This is a genomic window from Neptunomonas qingdaonensis (assembly GCF_900113275.1).
GTDB lineage: Bacteria > Pseudomonadota > Gammaproteobacteria > Pseudomonadales > Balneatricaceae > Neptunomonas > Neptunomonas qingdaonensis.
This window is the reverse complement of sequence record NZ_FOOU01000001.1, coordinates 263,303-290,180: the sequence shown is the minus strand read 5'-3', so window position 1 is coordinate 290,180 and position 26,878 is coordinate 263,303. Positions and strand designations below refer to the sequence as shown.

At 47.8% G+C, this 26,878-nt stretch carries 29 protein-coding genes; 7 read left to right on the top strand and 22 right to left on the bottom strand.

The features are described 5' to 3' along the window. Window positions 1-40: 40 nt before the first annotated feature. From BM099_RS01345 to BM099_RS01305, 9 genes are all read right to left on the bottom strand, one after another. Window positions 41-2,296, bottom strand: coding sequence for a TonB-dependent receptor (locus tag BM099_RS01345; RefSeq protein WP_090723388.1), 2,256 nt, complete (start codon window positions 2,294-2,296; stop codon window positions 41-43). Window positions 2,297-2,602: 306 nt separating this feature from the next. Next, on the bottom strand, window positions 2,603-3,418 hold the full coding sequence (locus BM099_RS01340) for an energy transducer TonB (protein ID WP_090723385.1): 816 nt from the start codon (window positions 3,416-3,418) through the stop codon (window positions 2,603-2,605). Then, window positions 3,415-3,870 carry an ExbD/TolR family protein gene (locus BM099_RS01335; RefSeq protein ID WP_090723382.1) on the bottom strand — a complete coding sequence of 152 codons (456 nt, stop codon included), beginning with the start codon at window positions 3,868-3,870 and terminating at the stop codon, window positions 3,415-3,417. Before BM099_RS01335 ends, BM099_RS01340 begins: the two co-directional genes overlap by 4 nt. Window positions 3,871-3,880: 10 nt before the next feature. Next, a complete protein-coding gene (locus BM099_RS01330; protein WP_090723379.1) occupies window positions 3,881-4,276 on the bottom strand; it encodes an ExbD/TolR family protein in 396 nt (131 codons plus the stop codon). Further along, complete coding sequence (locus BM099_RS01325) at window positions 4,266-5,087, bottom strand: MotA/TolQ/ExbB proton channel family protein (protein WP_244889901.1); 822 nt, start codon at window positions 5,085-5,087, stop codon at window positions 4,266-4,268. Before BM099_RS01325 ends, BM099_RS01330 begins: the two co-directional genes overlap by 11 nt. Window positions 5,088-5,483: 396 nt before the next feature. Further along, window positions 5,484-6,314 carry a dienelactone hydrolase family protein gene (locus BM099_RS01320; protein ID WP_177201058.1) on the bottom strand — a complete coding sequence of 277 codons (831 nt, stop codon included), beginning with the start codon at window positions 6,312-6,314 and terminating at the stop codon, window positions 5,484-5,486. A 113-nt stretch (window positions 6,315-6,427) separates the two neighbouring features. Further along, window positions 6,428-7,093 (bottom strand): hypothetical protein, encoded by a 666-nt coding sequence (locus BM099_RS01315; RefSeq protein WP_090723374.1) that lies wholly within the window; start codon window positions 7,091-7,093, stop codon window positions 6,428-6,430. 52 nt (window positions 7,094-7,145) lie between these two features. After that, the gene (locus tag BM099_RS01310; protein WP_090723371.1) at window positions 7,146-7,565 is read right to left on the bottom strand and encodes a hypothetical protein; all 420 of its coding nucleotides are present in this window, start codon (window positions 7,563-7,565) and stop codon (window positions 7,146-7,148) included. A gap of 292 nt (window positions 7,566-7,857) precedes the next feature. Beyond that, window positions 7,858-8,925 carry a bifunctional transcriptional activator/DNA repair enzyme AdaA gene (locus BM099_RS01305; protein WP_090723369.1) on the bottom strand — a complete coding sequence of 356 codons (1,068 nt, stop codon included), beginning with the start codon at window positions 8,923-8,925 and terminating at the stop codon, window positions 7,858-7,860. 231 nt (window positions 8,926-9,156) lie between these two features. Between BM099_RS01305 and BM099_RS01295 the strand changes: the two genes are divergently transcribed. Continuing rightward, window positions 9,157-10,080: a DMT family transporter gene (locus BM099_RS01295; RefSeq protein WP_090723363.1), complete on the top strand. Its 924-nt coding sequence runs from the start codon at window positions 9,157-9,159 to the stop codon at window positions 10,078-10,080. A gap of 89 nt (window positions 10,081-10,169) precedes the next feature. Here BM099_RS01295 and trmB read toward each other — a convergent pair whose 3' ends face one another. From trmB to ftsE, 7 genes are all read right to left on the bottom strand, one after another. Beyond that, the gene (trmB, locus tag BM099_RS01290) at window positions 10,170-10,862 is read right to left on the bottom strand and encodes a tRNA (guanosine(46)-N7)-methyltransferase TrmB (RefSeq protein WP_090723361.1); all 693 of its coding nucleotides are present in this window, start codon (window positions 10,860-10,862) and stop codon (window positions 10,170-10,172) included. 25 nt (window positions 10,863-10,887) lie between these two features. Beyond that, complete coding sequence (locus tag BM099_RS01285; RefSeq protein WP_090723358.1) at window positions 10,888-11,676, bottom strand: thiazole synthase; 789 nt, start codon at window positions 11,674-11,676, stop codon at window positions 10,888-10,890. Window positions 11,677-11,734: 58 nt separating this feature from the next. After that, entirely contained in the window at window positions 11,735-11,935 is a 201-nt protein-coding gene (gene thiS / locus BM099_RS01280; protein WP_090723355.1) for a sulfur carrier protein ThiS, read from the bottom strand. Continuing rightward, complete coding sequence (locus BM099_RS01275; protein ID WP_244889900.1) at window positions 11,935-12,339, bottom strand: DUF423 domain-containing protein; 405 nt, start codon at window positions 12,337-12,339, stop codon at window positions 11,935-11,937. Before BM099_RS01275 ends, thiS begins: the two co-directional genes overlap by 1 nt. A 159-nt stretch (window positions 12,340-12,498) precedes the next feature. Continuing rightward, on the bottom strand, window positions 12,499-13,371 hold the full coding sequence (rpoH, locus tag BM099_RS01270; RefSeq protein ID WP_090723352.1) for an RNA polymerase sigma factor RpoH: 873 nt from the start codon (window positions 13,369-13,371) through the stop codon (window positions 12,499-12,501). A gap of 164 nt (window positions 13,372-13,535) precedes the next feature. Then, the gene (gene ftsX, locus BM099_RS01265; RefSeq protein ID WP_090723350.1) at window positions 13,536-14,558 is read right to left on the bottom strand and encodes a permease-like cell division protein FtsX; all 1,023 of its coding nucleotides are present in this window, start codon (window positions 14,556-14,558) and stop codon (window positions 13,536-13,538) included. Beyond that, window positions 14,551-15,210 (bottom strand): cell division ATP-binding protein FtsE, encoded by a 660-nt coding sequence (gene ftsE, locus BM099_RS01260; RefSeq protein WP_090723348.1) that lies wholly within the window; start codon window positions 15,208-15,210, stop codon window positions 14,551-14,553. The genes ftsX and ftsE overlap by 8 nt, the downstream gene beginning before the upstream one ends. Before the next feature lie 96 nt (window positions 15,211-15,306). On the opposite strand from ftsE, the gene BM099_RS01255 reads away from it, so the two are divergent. Together BM099_RS01255 and rsmD are read left to right on the top strand one after the other, a co-directional pair. Then, window positions 15,307-16,503, top strand: a complete 1,197-nt coding sequence (locus BM099_RS01255) for an insulinase family protein (protein ID WP_090723345.1) — start codon at window positions 15,307-15,309, stop codon at window positions 16,501-16,503. Window positions 16,504-16,512: 9 nt separating this feature from the next. Beyond that, window positions 16,513-17,154 (top strand): 16S rRNA (guanine(966)-N(2))-methyltransferase RsmD, encoded by a 642-nt coding sequence (gene rsmD, locus BM099_RS01250; RefSeq protein ID WP_090723343.1) that lies wholly within the window; start codon window positions 16,513-16,515, stop codon window positions 17,152-17,154. A 39-nt stretch (window positions 17,155-17,193) separates the two neighbouring features. On the opposite strand, the gene BM099_RS01245 is transcribed toward rsmD, so the two are convergent. Continuing rightward, window positions 17,194-17,817, bottom strand: a complete 624-nt coding sequence (locus BM099_RS01245) for a TetR family transcriptional regulator (RefSeq protein WP_090723341.1) — start codon at window positions 17,815-17,817, stop codon at window positions 17,194-17,196. 206 nt (window positions 17,818-18,023) lie between these two features. Further along, a complete protein-coding gene (locus BM099_RS01240; protein WP_232348872.1) occupies window positions 18,024-19,292 on the bottom strand; it encodes a M48 family metallopeptidase in 1,269 nt (422 codons plus the stop codon). 201 nt (window positions 19,293-19,493) lie between these two features. On the opposite strand from BM099_RS01240, the gene coaD reads away from it, so the two are divergent. Both coaD and BM099_RS01230 read left to right on the top strand, forming a co-directional pair. Next, on the top strand, window positions 19,494-19,997 hold the full coding sequence (gene coaD / locus BM099_RS01235) for a pantetheine-phosphate adenylyltransferase (RefSeq protein ID WP_090723339.1): 504 nt from the start codon (window positions 19,494-19,496) through the stop codon (window positions 19,995-19,997). A 19-nt stretch (window positions 19,998-20,016) separates the two neighbouring features. Continuing rightward, entirely contained in the window at window positions 20,017-20,262 is a 246-nt protein-coding gene (locus BM099_RS01230; protein WP_090723336.1) for a YfhL family 4Fe-4S dicluster ferredoxin, read from the top strand. Window positions 20,263-20,363: 101 nt separating this feature from the next. On the opposite strand, the gene rluF is transcribed toward BM099_RS01230, so the two are convergent. Then, on the bottom strand, window positions 20,364-21,218 hold the full coding sequence (gene rluF / locus BM099_RS01225) for a 23S rRNA pseudouridine(2604) synthase RluF (protein ID WP_090723333.1): 855 nt from the start codon (window positions 21,216-21,218) through the stop codon (window positions 20,364-20,366). A 140-nt stretch (window positions 21,219-21,358) separates the two neighbouring features. On the opposite strand from rluF, the gene BM099_RS01220 reads away from it, so the two are divergent. Then, on the top strand, window positions 21,359-22,216 hold the full coding sequence (locus BM099_RS01220) for a PA4780 family RIO1-like protein kinase (RefSeq protein ID WP_090723331.1): 858 nt from the start codon (window positions 21,359-21,361) through the stop codon (window positions 22,214-22,216). Between the two features lie 79 nt (window positions 22,217-22,295). Here the strand turns inward: BM099_RS01220 and BM099_RS01215 are convergent, their stop codons facing one another. The 3 genes from BM099_RS01215 to BM099_RS01205 form a co-directional block, all read right to left on the bottom strand. Then, a complete protein-coding gene (locus tag BM099_RS01215; protein WP_090723329.1) occupies window positions 22,296-22,805 on the bottom strand; it encodes a DUF501 domain-containing protein in 510 nt (169 codons plus the stop codon). A gap of 81 nt (window positions 22,806-22,886) precedes the next feature. After that, complete coding sequence (gene recG, locus BM099_RS01210; RefSeq protein WP_090723326.1) at window positions 22,887-24,971, bottom strand: ATP-dependent DNA helicase RecG; 2,085 nt, start codon at window positions 24,969-24,971, stop codon at window positions 22,887-22,889. Window positions 24,972-24,975: 4 nt separating this feature from the next. Then, window positions 24,976-25,926 carry a hydrogen peroxide-inducible genes activator gene (locus BM099_RS01205; protein WP_090723323.1) on the bottom strand — a complete coding sequence of 317 codons (951 nt, stop codon included), beginning with the start codon at window positions 25,924-25,926 and terminating at the stop codon, window positions 24,976-24,978. Between the two features lie 60 nt (window positions 25,927-25,986). Between BM099_RS01205 and BM099_RS01200 the strand changes: the two genes are divergently transcribed. Further along, on the top strand, window positions 25,987-26,841 hold the full coding sequence (locus tag BM099_RS01200) for an SDR family oxidoreductase (protein ID WP_090723321.1): 855 nt from the start codon (window positions 25,987-25,989) through the stop codon (window positions 26,839-26,841). The last annotated feature ends 37 nt before the right edge of the window (window positions 26,842-26,878 follow it).

Here is a 26,878-nt window from a genome sequence, read left to right as displayed (position 1 = left end):
AAGTCCCTTTGCTATGGACGTTAACTCTGAAGATGAAAGCCTAAAACTTGTAGGTCATGGTCAGGTTCGCTGAACGAGCATCGCCCAGATAAACAATACTTCCGCCACGATAAACAGCCGTGTAATAGTCTTCATTTGTCAGGTTCTGAATATTGGCACGCAAGCTGAGTTGCTTATTCACCTGATAAGATGCAAACAGGTCGTACACCGTGTAATCCGGCAATTCGATAGTTTCACTAGCGCCCGCATCCGGCTGCCCACCATAGATTTCACTGGAATAGGTCACGACACCGCCCAGCGCTAGTTTTGGCGTTGCCTGATAGCGCAACTGCAGATTGGCACTGTTATCAGCAAAGTTGGCTTTTGGCTTACCGACATTAGCGTCATCGTAAGATTTCAGTGTTTCTGAATCCATAATCGCGACACCAAACTGGGCACTCAATTTTGCTGTGATGTTACCGGACACACCTAACTCGACACCTTCGACACGGTTCTTACCCGTATTGAGGCTACCATTACTGGCGTAAGAGTCGTTATCACCCTCAATAACATCATCTTTCGTGGTACGGAAAACAGCAGCGCTTAACAGTAGTTTTTCATCCATAAGGTTCCACTTTGTACCGATTTCCAGATTAGTGGATTGCTCAGGGTCTGCACCCTGGTAGTTACCATCTGCATCGGTACACAAGCCACCATAACCACAATTGGTCCCGGCATCTGCTTCACCACCGTTGATATTAGATGATGTACTCCAGCTCGCATAAACGTTGCCTCGCTTCCACGGCGAAAACACAACACCTGAGTGACTGTTCCAAAAACCATCACTGAATTGATACTTTGTTGCCGTTGCAGCTACATCCAGGGAGTAATCAAAGTAGTCATAGCGCACACCAGCAAACACTTCCCAGTCATCGTTCAGCGTCACTGTATCCATCAGATAAACGGAAACGGTATCCAGAGAAAGCTGCGTCGCCGCTGCGCTTTTGTTATAAGAACCGATCCAGCTCGTATTATTCGTGTTATAAGGATCAATATTGACACTATCAGTTGTTACACTGTAATTACCCGCTTTGGTCTCTTCGTTAGCATATTCGACCCCGGCAATGATCGTATGACGCTGACTATTTAAGTTTTTATCAATGATCAGATTGGTCTGATTACCCAGATAGTCATTTTCTTGCCACCCGGTAAAAGTCCTCAATCCACCAGGAAAGCGACTGCTGTTGCTGTTATAGGCAGAAACAATATAATCATTGCTGGTTGAGCCAAGCCGGGTTTTATTTTCCAAACGAATCTCATCATTAATATCCAGATCCAGTTTCAGCGTTGCGATATCCGCCTGTGTTTCCTGAAAATCCAGTCCATCTTGGCCAACATACTGCCGCTCTGAGTCAATTACACCCGTTGTCCGATCCAACGCGACGCCTACATCTGTTTTATCATCCCCCTCAAAGTGATAAAAATCGGCCGAGACTTTAAGCTTATCTGTCGCCTGATAGACAGCGGATATCAGTGCGCCCTGACGATTCTCTTTCGCCGGTGCCCGATCAGGAATATCCGCATCGGTGTATAGTAAGTTCAAACGGACCGCCAGATCATCATTGACGACATAGTTTGTATCCAACGTACCACGCTTGTATTTATCAGTACCTAAACCACCTTCCAGCGTGGTGAAATTTTCTTCCAGAGTGGCTTTCTTGGTGACGCTGTTGACCGCTCCGCCTGTGGAACCACGGCCGCCAAATGTTGAACTTGACCCTTTGGACACTTCGATCTGTTCCAGCGCAAATGTTTCACGGGTAATCAGACCCGGTTCACGTAAACCATCGGTATACACATCACTACGTGCTTCATAACCGCGGATAATATAACGATCACCAAAAGAGTTACCGCCCTCGCCAGTGCCTAATGTAATACCCGGCTGCGCACTCAAAATATCCTTGAGCTCGGTTTTTCCTGATTCTGCAATCGTCTCTTTTGTGAGCACAGTCACCGTCTGTGGCGTATCGGCAATATCACGCGTATGGCGGGTATCTGACAGGCGTTTGGCTTTATAAGGCGCTCCTGGTTCAGAATAAGGATTGGCATCTGCTTCAATCACGCTTTCCCCTATAATCAGGGTATCAAGCGTCACACCAGCAGCCTGGGCTGGCCCAACCATGGCTGCAGAGATAGCAAACGCTAGCGTGCCGACCATTGAAAGGTTTTGCCCTTCAGTCGACTCTTGACCTTTTATTGCACTACCTCGTATTGAATTACCGCGTATTGAAATATCACCCATTTTCTTAACAGACATAGCACTATCCCTTTAGTTTTTTACAAGATGAGACCCTCTCACAATTGCTCCTCTGTCTTCTGGGGGTGTTAAAAACGTACTCATTCGGTCATTTATAAACATAAACTCCCTTATTCCGTGCGCTTTTGCCTTGCCAGAAAACAAAGTTTCGGCTCGTGCAAAGGTCTCAAGATTAATATTCCGACCCCAAAAAAAGGCCAAGCAGTCCCGCTAGCCGCTTTTTGGGGCCATGTAGATTTCATTTATTGATTAAGAGTTTTACTGTGATTTCTTACTGTGATTTTTTACTACGAGCTTTAAAACCTGTTAACGCATAGTGTTCAACTCAAAAGATATCGGGATGTTAATCAGCAACTGTGCTTGCTTCATCTCTGGCGGAAACGCGGGTAAGCGCTTGGACTTTTTCAGCATGCGCAGTACCGCTGCATCTAAGCGTAAATAGCCCGAGCTTGTTTTTATCTGTGCGGCTGACACCAGACCAAAACGATCCACCACGAACGACAACACAACAACGCCCTCCTCTCCTTTTCTACGTGATACTGTCGGGTAACGTTTGTTTTTGGCTAACGTTGCAGCCAGCAAAGCAAAATAAGATCGTTCAGCCCCAGGATTACCACCCGTTGATTGGGCGTCACCAACACCCGTTGATATTTTCTTTTCTGCTACAGGCACTTTTTGCTTCGTTGCCGGCAGTTGTTTTGCCTCAGTCCTGGCAGTCTTTTGTACCCTAAGTGCCACTTTTTGCTTTGGCGGCTGAGGCACCTCTGCCTGCTTGACCGTTGCGGGTTCAGGCTTTTGCGGCGCTTCTTTTAGTGCCTCTTTTAGTGCCTCTTTTAGTGCCTCTTTTAGTGGCTCTCTTAGTGGCTCTCTTAGTGGCTCTTTTGGCGGCTCTTCCTGCGGCGGCTCTTCTGCTATTATTTCTTTAATAGGATCTGCCGGCACTTCCTCTGTGGTATTAAGCGCTTCTCCCAAGTTTCCAAGCATGCCTAAATCAACTTCTACCCCTTGCTCGCCTTTCTCTTTTGCCCCTTCAGACGGCGCGGCGAAGAACAGTCCTAAGGCTAGTATGTGCATCAGTGCGGCACACATAAAAGCCATCCACCGATGACGCGCTGAGATCATTTGTCATCCACCATAATCTGGCGGGTTGCCAATGACACACGCAGCAATCCGGTAGCCTTAATCTGGCGTAGGACGCTTTGTAAAACATCAACAGGCAAGCCCGCATCCACTTTTACCAGCACAACAAACGCCTCCGGTTTTTCTGTCTGAGAAAAAGCCGCCAGCAAACCCGACGCAAGCCCTGCTTCATCTACTTCCTGATTATCCAGATATAACAAACCATCGGCGGTAACCATCAATGTAATCCCGTCTTCCGTCTGCCGGGTGTCACTGAATGACTCAGGCGGCTGCACACGTTGTGCATCAGAACGCTGAATTTGTCCGGCTACCATAAAAAAAATCAACATCAGAAACACAACATTAATCAACGGAATCAAATTATCGTCGCTGCTGTGTGCTTTCTTCACGCTTGTGATACGCGAGGTCGATCCCCTGAATAACAGCCCGCTCATCGCAAGGCACTCATGGTAAGACGCCGGCCAGCGAAACGTGCTGTGCACCCGCCTGCTTCAAATTATCCAACAAGCTAATCATGGTCTGCGTCATCACTCCCGGTGCCACTTCAATGGCAAAAACAGCGTCAGGCGCCTTTATTACCAGTGCTTGCAGCGCAACGCTATCCTGCATCTGATAATGCTGCCCCGCGTACGCGAAGGCTCCCTGATCTGAGATTAAACGAAGCCGATGCACCTCAGATGAGGTATCGTTACTTACCTGCGCCGCAGACAGATCCACCTGTCGCCACTGCATAAAACTAGACGACAACATAAAGAACAGCAGCAGGATAAACACCACATCAATCAATGGCGTCAGGCTAATCGCCTGACGACGGCGTACAGGCTGTAAATCAAGCTGCACGCTTTAACTCCTCAAGCTCGGGCTCTGCTACCACGGAAATCTGCTGGCCGGTAAAAACCTGAGTAACAGAGTCACTCATTACCGCCGCTACTCGCTCAACTTTTCGCTCTAACCAGCTATGTATTACTACGACCGGTATAGCCACCGCCAACCCTACCGCGGTTGTTAACAGCGCCTGCCAGATACCACCAGACAGGACTGATGGATCGACCTGATTACCTGCCGCTTCCATCCGCTGAAAGGCAGTAATCATACCTAGCACTGTCCCCAACAAACCGAGCAAAGGACTTAATGTTGCGATTACCTCAAGAGGCCGTAGTAACGCACGCAACTGATTCAGGCGTAACGCTGCCACACGCTCGAGTTCATCTTTAAGTAAATCCATATCTTGGCGAACATTCAGTACGCCCCGCATCGCTATATATACCAGTTCAGAAACAGGTCGGTTGCGCTTCAAGACAACCGTTGCCTGACCATGCTCCCCTGCCCGCCACAACGCCAATGCCTGCGTAACATCACGGTTACTTTCAGGCCGCAACAAGGCAAACTGCCACAATTTAACCAGCACAATACTCAACGCTATAATCGAAAAACCCAATAAAATCCAAACCACAGGCCCACCGACTAATAAGAAGTCCTGCATCCTCTCAACTACAGAAGGCGCCTGCTGAGCCAACGAAGTCATTGCATCACCCTGATCCAACAACCCGGAAGCGGCCTCTTTAGCCTGCGGCGCTATTGATTCCCCCTTATCCGACACCACACTTGTACCCAGCTCAGCCGGGGCAATCAATTCTGCTTCAACACTCACGAACGACACCTAAATAGTTACTAAACCCAATACGAGAATGATAATGATTAGCATTTGTACTTTCAAGACTATTCGTTGTCTATTTTTTATAAGCTACTAAATTAAAGGCACTTTTTCATAGAAATGGATGGATGTAATATTTTTAAGCAGAAAACAGATGACAATAAAAAACAAAAAAGCCTATCCCTGGGGTGGCAAGTTTTATTGATAATTAGCTATTTTAATCTATATTTAAGTGATTTTTACCTCAATTAGGCGCATTTTTACGTGTTTTTTATACTTGGATAAACCGGAAGACTGGACTCAGTGTGCTTACCCAAAGCGGCCACTCACGCACAGCATAGTTAATAGGTGTTGAGACCATATTAACCATTAACGCCTGCCCTTTTTGGCCAGCTATTCTAAATAGCGAGTCAAAAACTCTTTTATTTCCTTAATTGAATTTGTGGCTGCGTTTAAATCGTAGGCTATGGTGTAGCCGTCGTAAATGACCGCTGGATCCATGCTTAGATCATCAAAGCCATGATAGGCCTGATCATAAACCTTTAGCGTAATATTCTGTTGATAGCCGCTATCCTGAGCATTGATATAGTTGTAGCACCTTTCTACTGGAGTCCAGTCATCCGCTGCGCCTGCCAGGATAAGCAGAGGCGTGGTGGTCGTTTTGAGGTTTTTATTTTCACACCATGGATAGTATGAGACCACCGCTTGAATGGGTTCTTCCTTTGCCTGCTCAGGTAAGTAATCCTGGGTAACATAGAGTGCTGCCCATCCTCCATGTGAAAACCCGATCATTGCAATTTTATTTGGATTAACGAAAGGTTGTTTTCGAAGGTAAGCGGCTGCTCCATATACATCACAAGCGCGCGTTTGCGGAGAGACTTGCTGTGGGCTTTCACAAACAGTATTTACATCTCTGGGGGTGAAGCTATCTACAATAATAGTTACATATCCCCAGTCATTAAGGCGCTGTGCCCACGAATGTTGGTTCGCTTCAACACCAAAGCAACCATGAGCGATTATGACTGCCGCAAATGGGCCATCTCCAACAGGCTTGGAAATAAGGCCGCGAATAATTGTTGAGTCTTCATCATTAACGGGAGCTGTGTTAAATGTAATCCATTCAGCAGAGACTTGCCTTGAAGTAGTGACGACAAAAAACAGGAAACAGATCAATATTATTACGCGGTATTTGAACGGCCTCTCGTGTAAATTGGTATAAGACATCATTACATCACCTATCTGGCAAGAAGAGCGGATAAAAAACCACTATCATTTGCACGTTTTGTTAGAAATTATCCCTAAGATTTTCTCCTTTCATGCATCATCTTTGCTTCCATTTAGCCTCCAAACAGGTAAAACCACAGTGGAACTGGCGCAATAGCGATGGCCAACAGAAGAATAAAGGCGTGGAAAGGGACGATCTTGCTCATGCCGACAACCAGACTAATTCCACCGCCACCACCTATAAGCGCATTCCCTGGTAGATTCAACGCTGCCGCAATGGCCAGATACCTGTAATTTAATAGTAAGGGAGCGGCCTTAGCGGGCATTTTATCATTCAGAAATTTAAGTCGTTCCTGTTGATTTAAGGGCTCAAGCTGCTGTACCAGAGTGCTTGCCTTATCCAAATGCAGCCATTTAAGAAGCCTGTAAACCAGACGAGGAGGGATGGTTCTTCCAACGATAAAACTGATTGATAGCGCAGCAAGGGTGCACAGGTATACTAATAAAGCCCCTTTGCTCCCAAGCATCAGCATGAGAGCCAGACCTATCTCTATTGCTGGCATAAATGGTATAGCCATCAATAATATATACAGGAAGATAGCCCCTAGAACGATGCTATTAAGCATCGATGCATGCCTGGGAAACAATTGAAAGTTAATCTGATGCGCAAACCAAGTGCCGCCAAAATTCAAAGCTGCAATGAGACAAATTATCAATGCGATCTTCAGATAACGAGCTAGTCTGGAAGCTTGTGTTTGATAGTGATTTGAATCGACCATATTAGGCGGCCCAATAAACGATAATGTATTCCACTCATTAAAGAATGATCATTCACTCCTTCAAAGTTCCTCTAAACCAGTATTCTTTACGTATATCCCAATACCATCTTTCTTTTGTCCAAATGAAGATTACTTCGGCCGTATCGCCATCCACGATCCCCTGCCAGGCAATCTTGCCATGGGTCGGGCTTTCGGTCACCGCTTCAAAGTGGATAGTATTGTCAACAACTGTTGTCGAATATTCGCTGCTACTAAAATTATAGGGGTCGCATGAAACGGATCTGAATAGTCCATTATGAAAGACAATTTCCTCGTATTCTTCGGGGTCCAGTTCGCGCCCCTTTTCGCCGTTATTACCGACAAAAGTCATACCATCCAGAATACCTGAGGTCTCTCCTGCCATTGAAGTGTTGCTTAAGAAAACAAATAAGAGTGCTGTGTATATGAAATATTGCGGTATCCGGGAAATCATATAGACCTCCTATGTTTACGTGCGCTGCCCAATATCGAAGCTCAGTAAAATAAAGCTAACCTCTGCTAGATATTCGGTAAATTGACTCCCTACTAATCATCAATAATAGCAATCCATTCTCTATCTAACCAGCAATACGTAGCGCCCCCAATCAGTATCACAGATCAGGTCGGTTACCCGATCCAAAGGGGCCTTTCTAGCTTGCTCTTCTGATATTAGACAACACCACAAAGCAGTCGTTTGCCTGATAACTCTTCAACTACCTGACTTTGAGCGTGGCACTGGCTGAGCACTATCTCGTGCGTCGCTCTCTTTCCATGTCCAGTAATGCTCGTTTACGCTCCAGTCCCCAGCGGTATCCACCGAGACTTTTATCCCCTCTTAACACACGATGGCAAGGAATCAGTACGCCTATACGGTTTTTTGCACATGCCGTTGCAACGGCCCGAACCGCTTTGGGCTTATCGATATTTGCGGCCAACTCACTGTAACTGAGTACATCACCTTCGCGAATGCTCAACAGAAATTGCCATACTTTCATTTGAAAAGCGGTACCTCGCATATCAAGTGGCAAATCAGGTCTGGGAGCACCTTTGCCAATATGCTGTTCCAATGCTTCCATCCAGGCATCAAGTTCAGGCGTTTTCTGAGCAGGTGAGACTCCTAACTCGGCACTAGGAAACTCCGCTTTTAGCTTAGTGATCAGTGACTCTTCATCATCACCAAACTGTACGAAACAGACACCTTTATCCGTAGCGGCCATCGCCATCAGGCCAAGCGCTGTATTGCGGCAAGCGTAGGTGATGATCTCGCCAGCGCCTCCCGTTCGGTATGCTTTAGGGGTCATGCCTATATTACGGGTCGCCTCGCCGTAAACGCGGCTAACGGAGCCAAATCCAGATGAGAAAATTGCGTCCGTCACACCGCCGCCCTCTTTCAACGATTGCTTGAAGTGTCGCATTCGAACAGCGTCCTGATAGGCTTTGGGTGAAACACCCAATGCTTCTTTAAATATCCGCTGCAGTCTGGAGGGAGACAAGCCTGCCATTGCTGCCAAGCTTAAAAGCGTCATTTGTTCATCAGCATGCTCTTCAATATAGCGGGCGACCTTTACCAGTCGCTCAACTCCTGAGGTTCCTTCCCCAGTAGGCTGGCAACGCTTACAGGGTCTGAAATCAGCCAGCATAGCGGCTTCAATACTTGAGAAAAATCTTAGGTTCTCGGGCTTGGCACGCCGGGCGGAACACGATGGCTTGCAGAATACCCCCGTGGTGATAACGCCATAAAAAAAGTCTCCGTCGCGGGACTTATCCCTTGTGGCTATAGCTTCCCGCATCTCCTGCTCAGATGGCATCGACATGATATGATCCTCAATATGAAGTTGTTATCACCTATGAAAACTTACTTCTATAGGCGTTTCCATCCGTTTGTTGCTGAATAATCTCCATCCTGGTCAATGGGCAGCGATTCAACAGCATTGAATAGGGTAGCAATTGCTGTCAATAAAATTAAAGCGCAAGAATCGGATGGTTTATGCTTCTGACTCTCACTAAGCTGGTTCCACAATAAGTTAACACGAGCAGCATTCACTATGACTTCATCTATCAACACCTCCATGGGTGCTCGTGAGTGGGCAATGCTTATCGTATTATCCATACTATGGGGCGGATCATTCTTCTTTGTCGGAGTTGCTGTTGCTGACTTGCCTCCATTGACAATTGTTACACTCAGAGTAGGACTGGCTGCCATAGCATTATGGAGTATTGCTCTGCTCATGGGGCTGCATCCTCCAAAGAGCGTCGGGATTTGGATTGCTTTTCTGGGAATGGGGTTGTTAAACAATGTCATCCCATTTGTTCTTATAGTGTGGGGGCAAACTCAAATCGCATCTGGACTCGCATCAATTCTTAACGCTGCGACCCCCATATTCACCGTTGTCGTCGCGGGAATACTACTACCGGATGAACGTATGACGCCATTGAAACTTGCGGGTGTGGCAGTCGGCTTTATCGGCGTCGTTGTGATGATCGGATTACCAGCGATAAGTGGCGGCGACAGCTTGCTTGCGCAACTAGCTATCATCGCAGCAACTTTGTCTTATGCATTTGCAGGCGTGTTTGGCCGTCGATTCAAAACCATGGCTATAAATCCCATTATTACGGCCGCAGGTCAGGTCACTGCATCGGCACTCGTATTGGCACCCATCACCCTGATGGTAGACGGGCCTCTCGATATTGCAGAGCCCAGCCTGGAAACATGGACAGCCATTGTTGGACTTGCTGTTCTCTCCACCGCTATTGCCTATGTTCTTTATTTCAAAATATTGGCATCGGCAGGGGCCACTAATCTGATGTTAGTCACATTACTGGTTCCTGTCTCAGCGATATTATTCGGTTCACTGTTCCTCAACGAGTCCTTAGAGGTTATCCATCTTGTGGGGATGGCGCTTATTGCGCTGGGTTTGTCCGCTATCGACGGTCGAATTTGGCGACGCTTAACACACGCGAGAGCTTAAATTCCTTATCGGGCCACTTTTAATAAAAAAAGAGCCGTAGGTTATAAAAACCACAGCTCTTTTTTATATCTAACCGCTTTACTCACATTTCATTCTGTTTTTTCGAACATCAGATCCCACATTCCATGTCCGAGCCTTTCGCCCCGTTTCTGGAATTTAGTCACAGGTCGCCATTCTGGCTGAGGCGAGTATTGGCCTTCTCCCATTTTATTGGTGTAGCCTTCAGCCGCACTCATAACATCCATCATGTGCTCGGCGTAATTCTCCCAGTCTGTCGCCATATGAAAGTAGCCGCCGACTTTTAGCTTTTTCCGCAGGTTCTGCGCAAAGTCTGGCTGTACTATGCGGCGTTTGTGGTGGCGTTTCTTGTGCCACGGATCCGGGAAAAACAACTGCACTACATCCAGGCTATTATCAGGGATGCACTTTGCCAGTACTTCTATCGCATCTTCCGCATAAATACGGATATTGGTCAGGCCTTCATCGTTAGCATTGCTCAGCAGCCGACCGACACCCGGCGTATGCACTTCTATACCGATATAGTTCTTATCCGGCTCCCGACTGGCCATTTCTAGCAGAGAGTCTCCCATACCGAAGCCAATCTCCAGCACAACAGGTGCGTCGCGACCAAATACTTCGCTAAACACGACAGGGCCGTTTTTAACTTCCAGCCCCATAACCGGCCAGACATCTTCCAGTGCTTTTTGCTGACCTTCTGTTGTCCTGCCTGCGCGCTTTACAAAACTGCGCACGGTACGCATATGCTTCTGTTCTTCTATCATTACCAACCACTATTTGCTGTTGTGTTTAACCAATAATGCCTTCGAGTGGAGATGAGGCACTTGCATATCGTTTTCGCGGCATGCGGCCTGCCAAAAAGGCTTCGCGGCCTGCTTCTATCGCTTTACGCATTGCCGACGCCATCAGAATCGGGTTACGCGCGCCTGCAATCGCGGTGTTCATCAATACGCCTTCACAGCCCATTTCCATAGCAATAGCAGCATCTGATGCCGTGCCGACACCCGCATCGACCAAAATAGGCACGTTCGCCGCTTCCATAATCAGCTTGATGTTATGCGGATTGAGTATACCCAGACCAGAGCCGATCAACGACCCCAGAGGCATAACGGCTACACAGCCCATCTCTTCAAGCTGTTTAGCGACTATCGGGTCATCGTTGGTATAGACCATCACCTTAAAACCATCTTTTACCAGTGTTTCGGTCGCTTTAATCGTTTCAACTATGTTCGGGTACAGTGTTTTTTGATCACCTAACACTTCCAGCTTGACCAAATCATGCCCGTCCAGCAATTCACGCGCTAAACGACAGGTGCGTACGGCATCTTCTGCGGTATAACAGCCTGCGGTGTTTGGCAGGATGGTGTATTTATCGGGTGTGATTACATCCAGCAGATTAGGCTCATCTGGGTTCTGACCAATATTGGTACGGCGTACCGCCACGGTGACAATTTCTGCACCACTGGCTTCGATAGCCAGACGTGTTTCTTGCATATCTTTATACTTACCGGTTCCTACCAGCAAGCGTGACAGATAACGTTTGCCCGCAATGACCATCGCATCATTTTGCTCTGACATGTACTCAATCCTTAGTGTTATTCATAAGAGATAAATGCATCGGCAGTACCCTCCAGGCCTAACCGCCACCGATAGCATGGACAACTTCGACCTTATCGCCAGCACTTAGCTGATGCAGTGCATGCTGGCTGCGAGGAACAATTTCCTGATTCACTTCGATCGCAATACGTTGCCCAACGATATCCAGCTTGATCACCAGATCATGCAAGCTTGCGCCTTCTGCTAACTGAGTCACTTCACCGTTGACTTCAAGCTCCATCAAACGTCACCTCTGTCTTTAAACAAGAAAAAACCTGCCAGCGATAACCAGCCGACGATAAAAGCAAGTCCGCCTAGTGGCGTGACTATACCTAACCAGTGTGCCCCTGAAAACGCCAGAAGGTACAAACTGCCGCAAAACAGGAACAGACCGATAAGGAATGCCGCGGCACTCAGGCTCAACAGCCTGGAAGCCTGCTGTCGAAGCAATATTCCGACCAGTAACAACGCAAAGGTGTGATAAAACTGATACTGGACACCCGTTTGCATCACAGCCATCAATTTTGGACTTAAGATATCTTTTAGTCCGTGTGTTGCGAAAGCCCCCATCGAGACCGCCAACGCGCCACTGATAGCGGCCATAGCCATATAAAACTGTGCTTTCATAATAGTGATGTCATACATGTATTTTCATCGTTGTGCCCAGATAAACCGGCCTTAAAATATTAGGCCAGGATTATAGCATCGATTAACTGCGCGGCTGTAAGGCATAGCCGATAGACTAAAACAAAAAAGCCGCCCAAAGGCGGCCTTAGTACTTCAAGAAAGTACTGCGAAAAAACGTTACGCTGGCTGTAAATCGTGTCCAATAGCCTCTTTCAGTTTTTTCATCGCATTTTTTTCCAGCTGACGTATCCGCTCAGCCGACACGCTATATTTAGCCGCTAACTGATGCAAGGTCGCTTTTTCATCCATCAACCAACGCTGAGCCAGAATATCACGGCTACGATCGTCCAAAGACTCCATCGCGCCGCTCAGGCGTGCCTGAGAATCTGCTTCCCAGTTGGATGCTTCCAGCTGCTCTGCAGGATCACCTGAATGATCTTCCAGATATTGAACCGGTGCCAAATACCCTGCGGCATCGTCATCGTCGTTACCGCTCAGATCAAAAGAGGTATCAACAGAAGCCATGCGGCCTTCCATCTGACGAACAACCTTTTCATCAACGCCCAAATCATCTGCGATAGCCGTCACTTCATCGCTATTCATCCAGCCCAAGCCTTTTTTCTTGGAACGCAGATTAAAAAAGAGTTTACGTTGCGCTTTGGTGGTTGCTACTTTAACGATTCTCCAGTTACGCAGGATGTATTCATGCATTTCGGCTTTAATCCAGTGCACGGCAAAAGAGACCAAGCGCACACCCATACCCGGATCAAAACGTTTTACTGCTTTCATAAGACCCACGTTACCTTCCTGAACCAGATCGCCTAACGGCAAACCATATCCAGAATAGCTGCGTGCAATATGAACTACAAAACGTAGATGAGATAAAACCAGCTGGCGTGCTGCTTCCAGGTCATCCTGATAAAAAAGACGTTCAGCCAACGCACGCTCTTCCTCGACGCTGAGCACAGGAATAGTGCTAATTGTCTGTACATAAGCATCCAGGTTTTGTCCCGGTGTAATATGTTCGATGAGTTCTAAGCTTTTACGCATTAAGTCTTAACCTCGATTTTGAATCGTAAAATCAACTTATTCACAAGAATCGTCAAATAAGAGCATGAATCTTACAAATAGTTCCCCTAAAGATAAAGCCCTCTTCGCTTAATCTTCAGCTCATAAGTAATCAAAACATTCGTATTAACCAGATATTAACTGAATTAGCTGGGTTCGATATCACGCAGATGACGCCTAACCGCTATCCACGCACCCAACCAGCCTAGTAGAACACTCGATAATAGCAAAAGTGATGAACCAGAAACACCTAATCCGGTTAATTGAAACTGGCTTCGGTAAAGTTGAGTCAACTCCTGGGCGGGTGTTTCTAACATCAACCAAGCGACCTGAATAACTAACCAGGCACATAACGCCCCCAACAGTCCGTACCAAACGCCTGTGTACAAAAAAGGCCGCCTGACCCAGGCATCGGTTGCGCCCACAAGCTTGCTGACAACAATTTCATCCCGACGACTTTCTATCGACATTTTAATCGTATTGCCGATCACCAGAAGCACAGCAAGTCCTAACAAAAGCCCCAACACAAATACGCCACGCTTTGCCACCGCCAGCATAGCATCTAACCGCTGCAGCCACTCCAGGTCCAGGACCGCTTCGTTCACTTCCGGCATCGCTTCGAAACTGGCACGCATTAGCCCCAGGTCAGCTACGGCACGTGAACGTGGCAACAACACAACAACGGCAGGCAACGGGTTATCTGTTAATGCGTCCAGCACGTCTCCAAACCCCGAGTATTTTTTAAACTCGCGCATCCCTTGATTACGGCTGATGTAGTCCACCGCCGCAATATCATCGCGTAACAATAAGCTGCGACTGAAGCGATCAGCGTCTTCGTCACCCAGCGATGTTTCTAAATAGAGTGACAAACGCGTTTCACCTTCCCAACCCTCTGTCAGGCTTTGCACATTAGACAATACGGTGAAAAGAAAACCAGGCAATGTGAGCGCAATGGCCAGCACGGCAACCGTCATCATGGTCGCCACAGGCGTGCCTAGCAGCTTTGTGAGTGCGGCTTTACATACCGCGATATGATTGCGTAGCCAGCTTTCACTGTGCCCTTTCAGATCAACCTTATGATGCTCGGCTCCTCGCCGCGTCGTTGGCGGAGCGACGGGGGTGACAGGGCGCGAAGGATGAACACGTACGGCGCCTCTTTTTTTATCCATCAGCAATCAACCTCCCTGACTTCAGCGTCAACATCCGGTGGCGCATACTGCTGATCAACGACAGATCGTGACTGGCAATTAATACGGTTGTGCCGACTCGATTAAACTGTTCAAACAAGCGCATGATCTCTGCTGATAACTGAGGATCAAGGTTACCGGTCGGCTCATCGGCCAACAGAACTTTGGGTTTATGCACGATAGCCCTGGCGATCCCCACACGCTGCTGTTCACCGCTTGAAAGCGCCATAGGGTTCATTTTTTCTCGGTCCAGCAAGCCCACCTTATCTAACGCAGCACGCACACGTCGGGCCGCATCTTCCGGCGAATAACCACAGATATTCAAAGGTAAGGCAACATTATCAAATACTGAGCGATCAAATAGCAGCTGGTGATTTTGAAAAACCACACCAATGGAACGGCGCAAATAGGGAATATCATGACGTCCCAGCCGATTAAGTATCTGCTCGCCCACCTGAATGTGTCCTGCTGTCGGCTGCTCCATCAGCATCACCAATTTCAGCAAGGTGCTTTTTCCGGCACCTGAATGGCCTGTTAGAAATGCCATTTCACCGGTATTAATGGTAAAACTGACATCCTTGAGCGCATCAAAGCCCTCATCGTAACGTTTACTAACATGTTCAAATTGAATCATGGTGCTGTGGGTCTATCCTATTTTTGTGCCAAGGTTGTGCCAAGTAACTTATTATAGTGGTTTTTTATACATAACGGCTTCATCTTCGGGAAAATTATGGATCAGCAATATCAGCCCCTGTTTAACCGCACCTATCTGAAAATTTTACCCTGGATTGTCGCCATCGTTATCGTGCTGTTAACAGCCCGCAGCCAGAATAATAGTTCTGATGTTTACGAGACACTGGAAGACAACTGGATATATCTGTCGATCGACAAAGCGCTAAAACAAGATCAGGTGAAGCTGGTCTACCCGCTATCTCCCGCTTATTCTGAACAGCAAGCCCAGCAACGAATCGCTCTGCAATCCTCAATCGGACAGGCACTCCAGACTGAGAACAACATCACCGCCCAGTGGCATGATGATAAGGTCATTTTAACCGTACGACTGCCCGCAGAAAAAGTGAGCGATGACTCATTCCTTCTGGAATCAATGCTAGACAAGGTTACTACTTCAGCCGGCGGATATTATTCACAAGCGCTGCAACACGCAGGTGCAGAACGCTATCTGGCATTAAACACGATCGATGAGCTAGCACTGAGCAATCTAAAGGCACAGCTTCTTACGCCGTCAATGCCAATCACAGCCGATACCGCGCACAGCCTGTTTTCTAACCGACCCACGGCGTTACTGGTATTCAAAGAAGAAAATGACTCGCTCAGCAAAATAATCAGCGAACAATTAAAAAAGCATTACCCTTTCACTGCCCAACCCCGCACATCAGCACCACAGTTAGCAGCCGCTAGCCGCATCAGCTTGCAACACCGCGGCCCGTCTTATCTTTATCTGATAGGACAGGCCATACCCGCCGATAGCAGCAATGTGAGTCGCTCTGTAGCTTTGCATTACATTAATCAGTCACTGAAAGAAATCGCCGACAAAAATTTAAGCCACTATCGCCTGATACTCCAGCCTTCAACACCGGTCGGTTATGCTGCCTTATCGATGACGCAAAACCGCCCGTTTCAGGGAAATGTCATCAGTAATCTTAAAACTTACCTGCTGCAACACCTCAACAACGACAAGCTTGAAGAGATCAGAAGCGCGCTCGCAACCCAATATAGCCGACAGCTCGCCAGTCCGGAGAAACGCGCCGACCTGCTGGCTTCACAATTTTTCTCTGTGGAGAAATTTCAGTCGATCGAGGAGTTTCGTGATACGCTTGCATCCATATCGACTCAGCAGGTTCAGGAGCATATACAACAGCTACTTGATCCTGAGCACGCCATTATTGTAACAATTTCACCTTTGTAGGCTATTCAGATGCCCCGAAGACACCCACCCCGCGTAAACCAGAACAGCCGTAAAGAAAACCAACCGATGTTACGTATTATCGGTGGAGAGTGGCGTAGCCGTAAACTCCCTTTCCCGGAAATAGAAGGCTTACGCCCGACACCTGACAGGGTGAGAGAAACTCTTTTTAACTGGCTGCAAAATATTACTCCCGGCGCGCGCTGCCTTGATCTGTTTGCCGGAAGTGGTGCATTAGGGCTGGAAGCACTTTCTCGCGGTGCAGATTCGGTTACTTTTATCGATAACGCCCACGAAGCAACACGACAGCTAAGAGATAATTTAAATCTGTTGAAAAGCCAGAACGGCGAAGTAATAACATCAGCGGCACTCACTTGGCTGGAAGCACGTCAGACGGATACAGAAGCACGCTATGACTTAGTTTTTCTCGACCCGCCTTTCAGGAAGGATATGGTTCCGCTTATCTGTGAACTGTTAGAAAAACGTAACCTGCTTTCCGATAATGCCGTTATCTATATAGAAGCCGAGTCCGAATTAAGTCTATTGACAGTTCCCAATAATTGGCAAGAGAGCCGCTCCAAAACTGCAGGACAGGTCACTTACCGGCTGTTCTTCAGATCGCCTGAAGACCAAACCGAAACAGGCTCCAGCTAAGCTTTTCTGGATCGGCTAAAGCAGGCTGCTACTCCTTTTCTACGATCTGGTCGTTTCCAGCCCGGCAATAGCATTACTAATGGTGAGGTTTGCCAACTCTCTGAACGAAGTCGATTTTGGCATATATTCACTAACGGCAAGTACACCAAACACCTGTGAAAGTAGCAGCTCCGCCATGGGCTGCTGCTTTGTTTTCTTCGCAATCTGTTTCTGTTTACGTGCTTGTTTTAAAAACCGGTCGATATAACCAACCCACGACTGCCATTCGTCCGACAGCACATCGTGCAACTCAGCTTGCTGTGGCAGATCTTTTCTTCGGCTATAAAAAAGTGCATACACCTGCATGGCCTGGTCACGAGAAGCGATATGGCATGCCGTATCAAGTAAAAAAGATTTCAATGCCTTTAACGCATTCTGGTCAATGGCCTGTAACTGCTCAAGATAGTGCTGCTCAAAGGGAAGCGTCGCTGATGCGCTTAAAGCACAGATCAGATCTTCACGGTTCTTAAAATGCCAATACAAAGCACCATGAGTAACACCTGCCGCAGCGGCAATCGACTTTAAACTAACATTGTGAATGCCATGCAGAGCATACTGCTGCAAGGCCATTTCTAATAACTCATGTCGTGTTTGTTCAGCTTCTTCACGGGTGCGACGCGCCAACACAGGCTCCTTTTACTTTACAGCAAGTTACTTTACAGCAAGCTACTTTATAACAAGTTACTTTAAGAAAAGCGGCTTTATGAAAAGCTGCTTTTTTTTGACAGGTTAAGCTCACTAATAAACCAGTCTAACGCATCCCGCCCGACTTAACATTAAGCTGCGCATGTATAAGCCCGAATAACACTGATGAGCGCTAACGATGTGCGCTAACGAACAGGCGTCGCATCATCCAGATAGTATTTAACCTGCATCTGCTGAAGCTGAGCAACCTTAAGATCCGGTAAGGTAAAGCTTCCTGCAAAACGCGCTGCCGGTTTTATATTACCTGCCACATGTGTCACATAACGACTTACCTTTCCTGTGGAATCTTTAATCAACACACCCATAACCACATCCTTCAGACTAACATTGCTCCTGTTTTCCCACACCACCTGCCAAGAATGCTGATCAATCACCTTCTCACCCACAACAACAACCTGCTTATCCAGCGCCTGCATCATCTGAATCTGCTGCGCCTGGCGGCTGGCCTCTTGCTTAGTTCCCTGATGCTGAGCATAGGCCCCTAAGGCCGTGCCAAGAATCGCAGACAAACCACCACCACTGCCTGCTTCCACCGACTCCGAACCTTTGCGCCAGAGAGCATTATTATCCAGTAATGCGGCCGCTTCCGGGTTCTGTTGCCCATCATGGTAATATTGCTTCACCTGGTTAGCGACATTTCGCGTCAATAGCGCACGTTCAGGATTCACCGGGTGTGAATGGAAGAAAAGTCCCTTGGCGCTACCCTCTTTCTTATATTGTCGCTCCCAGATACGACTCGCTGCATAGGGGTCAAAACCGGCCAGTGCCGCGTACAGAATACCTATCTTATCCGCTTCAATTTCACTTTCATGGGTAAATGCCGCCTGATAGCCGCCTTGACGCGCCGCTTCAGATCCGGCAATTAATGCGGCCGTTTGATGCGTTTGACGTTCAAAGACATGATTAGCCACGGTATGCGCGATCTCATGCCCGAGCACAGCCGCCAATTCAGCATCATCTTTCAGATCCTTCATTAAGCCACTATGGACTACGATGTAGGTTCCACCCGTTGTAAAAGCATTAAAGGAGGGATCATCAATCAACACTGGCAGCCAGCGTTCATTCGCCAAATGACTCACACGGTGTATACGATCAAACACCCGAACAACACGCTGATATGCTTTCTCATCCAATGCCGCATTTGTTTTCTTCCCTGCTTTCTTTTGCTCTGCGAGAATCTGCTCAACCGCCGCATTACCTTGCGCAATCTGTTGGCCCCGGCTTGCCATGCTTAACGTTCGCTGGCCGGTAACCAGATCCCGCTCGCTCACCGCTTCAGCCGCACTATAAAGCCCCCGATCTACACTTTGCAGCGACTCACAGCCGCTAAGGAATGCAACGCTCATAAAGAGCGGGAAAATTTTAACAACAGAATTCATAAATGGAGACCGCATATTTAACACCTGATTTAATACTTGATTTAATACCTGCGCAACGCTCTTATATTCCTGATGGAAATATAAAAAATATTTTTTATAACCAATAAAGATGAACACATTCCATTATTGTATTTGTACCCCTGCAGCAATTCCGATAATATGCCGCACTTGCAACAGTGGCAATACCACAGCAAAACAGGACAGAGTGAATAACGAATGAATATCGCCATTTATCCAGGAACATTTGATCCTATCACAAATGGTCACTCTGACCTCGTACAGCGCGCATCACGTTTGTTCGATAAAGTCATTGTGGCCGTTGCGACAAGTCAAACAAAACAACCGCTATTTCCTTTAGAAATGCGCACGGACCTCGCCAAAGAAATCTTTGCTCATTTAGATAATGTCGAAGTGGTCGGTTTTGATTGTTTGCTGGCTGACTTTGTCGCCGAGAAAAAAGCGAATATAATATTACGTGGTCTTCGCGCTGTATCTGACTTTGAATACGAATTTCAGCTGGCCAACATGAATCGTCAGCTAGCGCCCCAGGCAGAAAGTCTTTTTCTGACGCCTGCGGAGCACCTATCCTTTATCTCATCTACGCTGATAAGGGAAATAGCAATGCTGAACGGCGATGTGAGCAAATTTGTTCACCCCGCCGTCAATGCAGCATTACAGAATCATCTTGCTGTCAGAAAAGACTGCAAAAAATCCGTCTGAGCCTGAGAGGAAAGCCAACATGGCATTAATTATTACTGACGAATGCATCAACTGCGATGTATGCGAACCTGAATGCCCGAATGAAGCCATTGCTCCGGGCGAAGAGATCTATGAAATTGATCCTAACAAATGCACCGAGTGCGTAGGTCACTACGACACACCACAATGTGTTGAAGTGTGCCCGGTTGATTGTATTCCAAAAGATCCGGATCATGTGGAAACTGAAGATCAACTGATGGACAAATATACTAAGCTGACTTCTTAGTCGCTGCGTATTTAATCATCAGAGTAAAAAAGCAGGCGCAATTAGTGCCTGCTTTTTTTTGCTTGCCTGTCCCGAATAAAGCTTACAGATAGACACCCACTTTAGCGACTAACTGATTTTCGCGTTGCGTTTCGATTCTGACGCTTAGACGAAGATCTGCCCGGCTGGCCAGCGCCTGATGTATTCACTTTCACCGCGGCTGTCGTTTTTTGAGAATTCACAGCCGTTTTATTCGATGTGGCTACCGCGCGATTAATTTCAGCAAGTTCGCCACTGCTTAAGTCCCGCCACTGGCCTGGCCTTAGCCCTGCTAACTGAACATTCATGATACGCGTGCGTTTTAGCTTAGTGACGTCGTAACCCAAATACTCACACATACGCCGAATTTGCCGATTGAGGCCTTGCGTTAAGATGATTTTAAAAACAAACCGACTTTGAATCGTTACCTTGCAAGGCTTGGTAACCGTATCCAGAATAGGCACCCCCTGCGACATCCGCTCAACAAAACGCTCATTTAATGGTTTGTTAACGGTAACCACATATTCCTTATCATGAGCATTTTCTGCACGCAGAATTTTATTCACAATATCACCATCACTGGTCAGGAAAATCAGCCCCTCTGATGGCTTATCAAGCCGCCCTATTGGAAAAATGCGCTGCGAATGGCCAATCGCATCGATAATATTGCCTTTAATGTGTCGCTCGGTGGTACACGTAATACCTACCGGCTTATGGTAAGCTATATAAACACGATCAGATTTATTATCTGCAGTGGCATGAATTTGTTTTCCATCAACGAACACTTTATCTGTCGGAGTAACTTTTGTACCCAATTCAGGCTGTTTACCGTTGATGGTAACGCGCTTTTGTTCAATTAATTTATCAGCCTCACGTCGGGAGCAAAAACCTGACTCACTGATATATTTATTGAGGCGTTTTTCAGAAAGGTCGCTCACTATATTTCCCAACTATTTAACTTCTCGACTAAGCTAATTAAAACATAACGCGTAGTACAGAAGCAGTTTTGTCTCTACAAAACTGCGATAATTTTGGCTGACGCAAATCATACCATGAAAGAATAAGGTACAAGGGTGCCATGAAAGCTCCAAAACGATTACAGCCCCTAATTGAAGACGGCTTGATAGACGAGGTTCTACGACCGCTGATGAGCGGCAAAGAAGCCGATGTTTTTGTCGTACGCTGCGGCACCGAAGTACGCTGCGCCAAAATTTACAAAGAAGCCAATAAACGTGGCTTTAAACAAGCCGCACAGTATCAGGAAGGCCGCAAAGTCCGTAACAGCCGCCGCGCTCGTGCGATGGAAAAAGGCTCTAAATTCGGCCGCCATCAACAAGAAGAGACCTGGCAGAATGCAGAGGTAGATGCGCTCTATCGCCTGGCAGATGCCGGCGTTAGAGTTCCGCAGCCATTTGGTTGCTTCGATGGCGTCTTATTAATGGAACTGGTCACTGACAATGATGGCCATGTCGCTCCTCGCCTGAATGATGTGGCACTCACCTTAGAGCAAGCTCTGGAAGATCATGCCGTTGTCATGCATTACGTCATGCTGATGCTATGCGCCGGCTTAGTCCACGGCGACTTGTCAGAATTTAATGTGTTAGTTGATTCATACGGCCCGGTTATTATCGATCTGCCACAAGCCGTCGATGCAGCAGCCAACAACAATGCTCAGAAAATGCTGACGCGAGACGTCAACAATATGACGGCCTACTATGCCCAATACGCACCCGAGCTATTAGATACCCGCTATGCACAGGAAATGTGGGCACTCTTTGAGAACGGCGACCTACAACCTGACGTAGAGCTAACCGGACAGTTTGCAGAAAGCACAGAAGCGGCGGATGTTGATACTGTTTTACAGGAGATCAAAGCCGCCTGGCTGGAAGAACAGGAACGCATCGAACGAATCCAGGATGCAGAAGAATCTGCCTGACAGAAGCTATCTGTAGAGACATATCAGTTCAGTAAGTATCTGCTCAGTAAGTCTATGGATACTTACTGAGCGCCAAGGCTTATTGAGAGTAGCGCCTGAGATTCAACTCAAACTCCTGATCCATTAACGCACCAATCACATTACCCTCGGCCAGATGATGCGCATACTGCATATGCAAGCATCTGACTTTATCCCACTGGGAAATCCCACCAATGCCGTAGCGCGTAAACATCGCGGTAAAGCCTAGTTCTTCTATACGTGCTTTATCTTCCGCCAGCATTAACTCCCAGCGACGCGCCACATAGTCTTTCTGGTTTTGCAGATAGGCGCCTCTTAGCTCCGTATCTGCCTGCAAGCGGCTTTCTACCTCTTTAACCCAGCCTTTACCTTCAATCTGACCAATCGCTTTGCACAAGTCTTTAGAAGAGAGCCAGTAAAGCGTTGGAAAGGGCGCATCATCCAACAATGAGCGCATCTGCAACACCAAAGGCACTCCCTCAGGGTTCGCGACGGCTACTTTAATCAGCCCTTTAGGTTCACGACCAATCTGTTCGGTAATCACAGCCAACTGCTGTTCTGAAACGCTCACATAAACCTCATCAATCACCTTTAATTAACAAAACTAATAAAAAAGCTTAGAAGAACTTCTTAAAACTTCTTAAAAAACAGTTTATACATGACCATATTCATCATGATGGCCTAACCAGCGACGCGTTACCGCTTGCATGATTTCGGGTTGATTCGACAACTGATTAGCCGCCTGTCGAACCCGATCCAGTAAATCAGCATCACGCTGCAGATCAGCAATACGAAACTGCATCATACCGGTCTGTCGCGTACCAAGAATTTCCCCAGGCCCACGCAACTCCAGATCTTTTTCAGCAATACGGAATCCATCGGTTGTTTCCCGCATCACCGCCAGACGCTCTCGCCCCTGTTTTGACAGCGGCGCATGATACATCAGCACACAGTAACTTTCGACTGAACCACGCCCGACCCGTCCACGTAACTGATGCAGCTGTGACAAGCCTAAGCGCTCGGGATTTTCAATAATCATGACACTCGCATTGGGCACATCCACACCCACCTCGATTACCGTCGTAGCCACCAGCAGATCCAGTTCAGCGGCTTTAAAAAGGCGCATGATCTCAGTTTTTTCCTGTGCTTTCATGCGGCCATGCACTAAACCGATACGTAACTCGGGTAGTAGCTCCTTAAGCGTCACTTCGGCCACTTCAGCCGCCTGGCACTGCAATGCTTCTGATTCCTCAATCAGGGTACACACCCAATAGGCCTGACGGCCTTCAGCACAGGCGACGCGTACCCGCTCAATCACCTGATCACGGCGTGAATCTTCAATGACGACCGTGTTCACCGGTGTGCGGCCCGGAGGCAGTTCATCAATCACCGAGCAATCCAGATCCGCATAAGCACTCATGGTTAAGGTACGCGGAATGGGCGTTGCCGTCATAATCAACTGATGCGGGCTGCGTTTCCCATCACGGCCTTTTTCGCGCAGGCTCAAGCGCTGATGCACACCAAAGCGATGCTGCTCATCAATCACCGCCAAGCCAAGGTTATAAAACCTGACCTCTTCCTGAAACAACGCATGTGTACCAATAACAATCTGCGCGGAACCATCTGCAATAGCCGCCAACTGCGCGACCCGCTGCTTACCTTTGACCTTACCGGCCAACCACGCCAGCTTAATCCCTAGTGGCTCCATCCACTGCGAAAAGTTAATAAAGTGCTGTTCAGCTAAAATTTCGGTGGGTACCATCACGGCAGCCTGATAACCATTTTCGACTGTTTGCAGTGCGGCCAAGGCGGCCACAACCGTTTTACCCGAACCCACATCACCCTGCACCAAGCGCAACATAGGCAATGGTTTTTTCAGGTCAGCCGACACCTCCTCACCGACCCGCTGCTGTGCCGTCGTCAAACGAAAGGGCAACTGCGCTAAAAACTCAGCCGTTAACTGATGTGTAGGCGGTAACAAGGGGGCTCCATTCTCCTGAACTTTATGGCGTAACTGTAACAAGGTCAGGTGGTGCGCCAATAACTCTTCAAACGCTAAACGCCGCTGTGCAGGGTGCAAGCCTTCAAGAAGCAGATGCTGATTCGCATCGACTGGCGGTGCATGCAAATAGATCAATGAGGCTTTCAGTTCAGGTAAGCGCCATTGACGTCGCACAGACTCCGGTAACAACTCAGACACACTGCCTGTTTCCAGCCAGGTTAGCGCTTGCTGCACTAATGTCCGCACTCTGGATTGCTGCAGCCCCTCCGTCATCGGATAGATGGGAGTCAGGCTTTCTTCAACAGGCGTCAAGCCTTGTGCATTACTGGCGCGGTATTCGGGATGTACCATCTCCAATCCGCCGGGTCCCGGGCGGACTTCACCAAAACAGCGAATCTCAGAACCCACCGCTAATGTATTTTTTTGTGCTGCAGAAAAATGAAAAAAGCGTAGCGTCAGTGTTCCGGCACTGCCGTCCTGAATCCGGCATAACAAACTGCGACGCCGTCCCATCTGGATATCTGAGGCCACAATGGTCCCCTGAATCACACACTCATCACCAGGACGTAATGTCCCTATTGGTATGATACGGGTGCGATCCTGATAGCGTGTCGGCAAATGAAATAACAAATCCTGAATTGAAACGATCCCCAGACGCTCCAATTTCAAGGCCAGCGCGGCACCTACACCTTTCAATGCCGTTACCGCAGGAGAATGACTAAAAGAGCTCTGCACCTTGCTACGCAGCCCCTTTGTTACTATTTAATCGATTGCTCAACGGGCTGCTCTGCTGGTTGTTCATCTGACAACGACCGATCGCATTAACCAACACATCGATCGCTTTAGAGCGGGGAAAACTTGCCCGCCAGGCAACCGCAACCGTTCGGGTTGGCTGAGGTGATTTAAAAGGCTTGGTGACAACAAGCTCAGATTGATAATAGCCATTAGTAGCCGACATCGGTAATACGCTGGAACCCAGCCCGCTCGCCACCATCATACGGATGGTTTCCAGTGAACTTCCCTCGGTTACGCCGCTTTGATGCTGGATAGCCTGCTGCAGTGTCGGGCAGGATTCAAGCACCTGATCACGAAAACAATGACCTTCACCCAGCAGCAATAACTCAATGCTCGACAAATTCGTTGCATCAATCATTTTCTGTTCACACCACGGGTGCAGCTTAGGCAGTAACATCACAAAGGGCTCTTGGTAGAGCGTGCGTACAACCACATCCGTTTCTTCGAAAGGCAGTGCAATAATAATCGCATCCAGCTCACCATTACGCAGTTTCTCACGCAAGCGTGCCGTAAAATTCTCTTCGATATAAAGCGGCATATTCGGTGCCAGCTCTTGTACTTCAGGCACCAGATGAGGAAACAAATAAGGCCCAATCGTATAGATAGCACCGACACGTAAGGGAGTGCGTAACTGATCTTTGCCTACCTGCGCCAGATCCTTAATCGTTTCGGCCTGCTGTAACACCTTATGAGCCTGTTCAATGACGACCTTGCCAACATCGGTCACCTTAACGGAATTTTTACTGCGCTCAAATAGTGCAACCCCCAGCTCCTCTTCCAGCTTTTTAACAGCAATCGACAATGTCGGCTGGCTGACAAAACATTTTTCGGCGGCGTGCCCAAAATGCTGTTCTTTTGCCAGGGTTACGATATAACGCAATTCGGTGAGCGTCATTGCTCAAATCCTCTGTTATTATGCAGCTTCTGAAACAGACTTCTTAAACAGGAGTGTTCAATGAGCAAGCTGCGAATCCTTATAGCGGGCTGTGGTGATGTTGGCAGCGCACTCGGGGTTTTATTATCAACCCAGGGCCATCACGTGTATGGTTTAAAGCGTACTATAAACCAGCTTCCCGACTGCATCCATGCAATTTCAGCCGACCTCTGCGATAAAGAGACACTATCAGACTTACCAGACACCGATATCTTAGTCTATTGCGCTGCAGCAACGGGGCGCAGTGAAAGTGCTTACCAACAAGCATATATTGATGGTCTAAAAAACATCTACACAGCACTGTCTACCCCACCCAGACACCTGTTTTTCACTTCCAGTACCAGCGTCTATGCCCAAAACCAGCATGAATGGGTCGACGAGCAATCGCCAACGCAGGCCGACCAGCCATCCGGATTGATAATGCGACGGGCAGAACAACAAGTGCTGAACAAAGATAATGCCACCGTAGTGCGTTTTAGTGGTATTTACGGGCCGGGCAGAAATCATCTGATCAACACCGTGCGCGCTGGCACGATCGCGCCGCAAAATCCACTTCACTACAGCAACCGAATCCACCGGGACGACTGTGCCGGAGTGCTTGCGCACCTGATACAGAAGGTCAATACAGGCAACCAAATAGAACCGATATACCTTGCCAGCGACCCAAACCCCACGCCTATTCATGACATCACCGCTTGGTTGGCAGAACAACTACATACAAAAATCACGCAGGAAACGCCGATCAGACGCGGGGGCAGCAAGCGCTGTAACAGCCAGCGCCTGCAGCAGTCCGGATATGAGTTCCTATATCCAGACTATAAAGCAGGGTTTCAGGCAGGACTCAAAGAAGAGTTAGCCCGCCCCGTCGATCAATAGCCCGCAAACAAAGGCTTTGCTGATCACTGAAAAACGT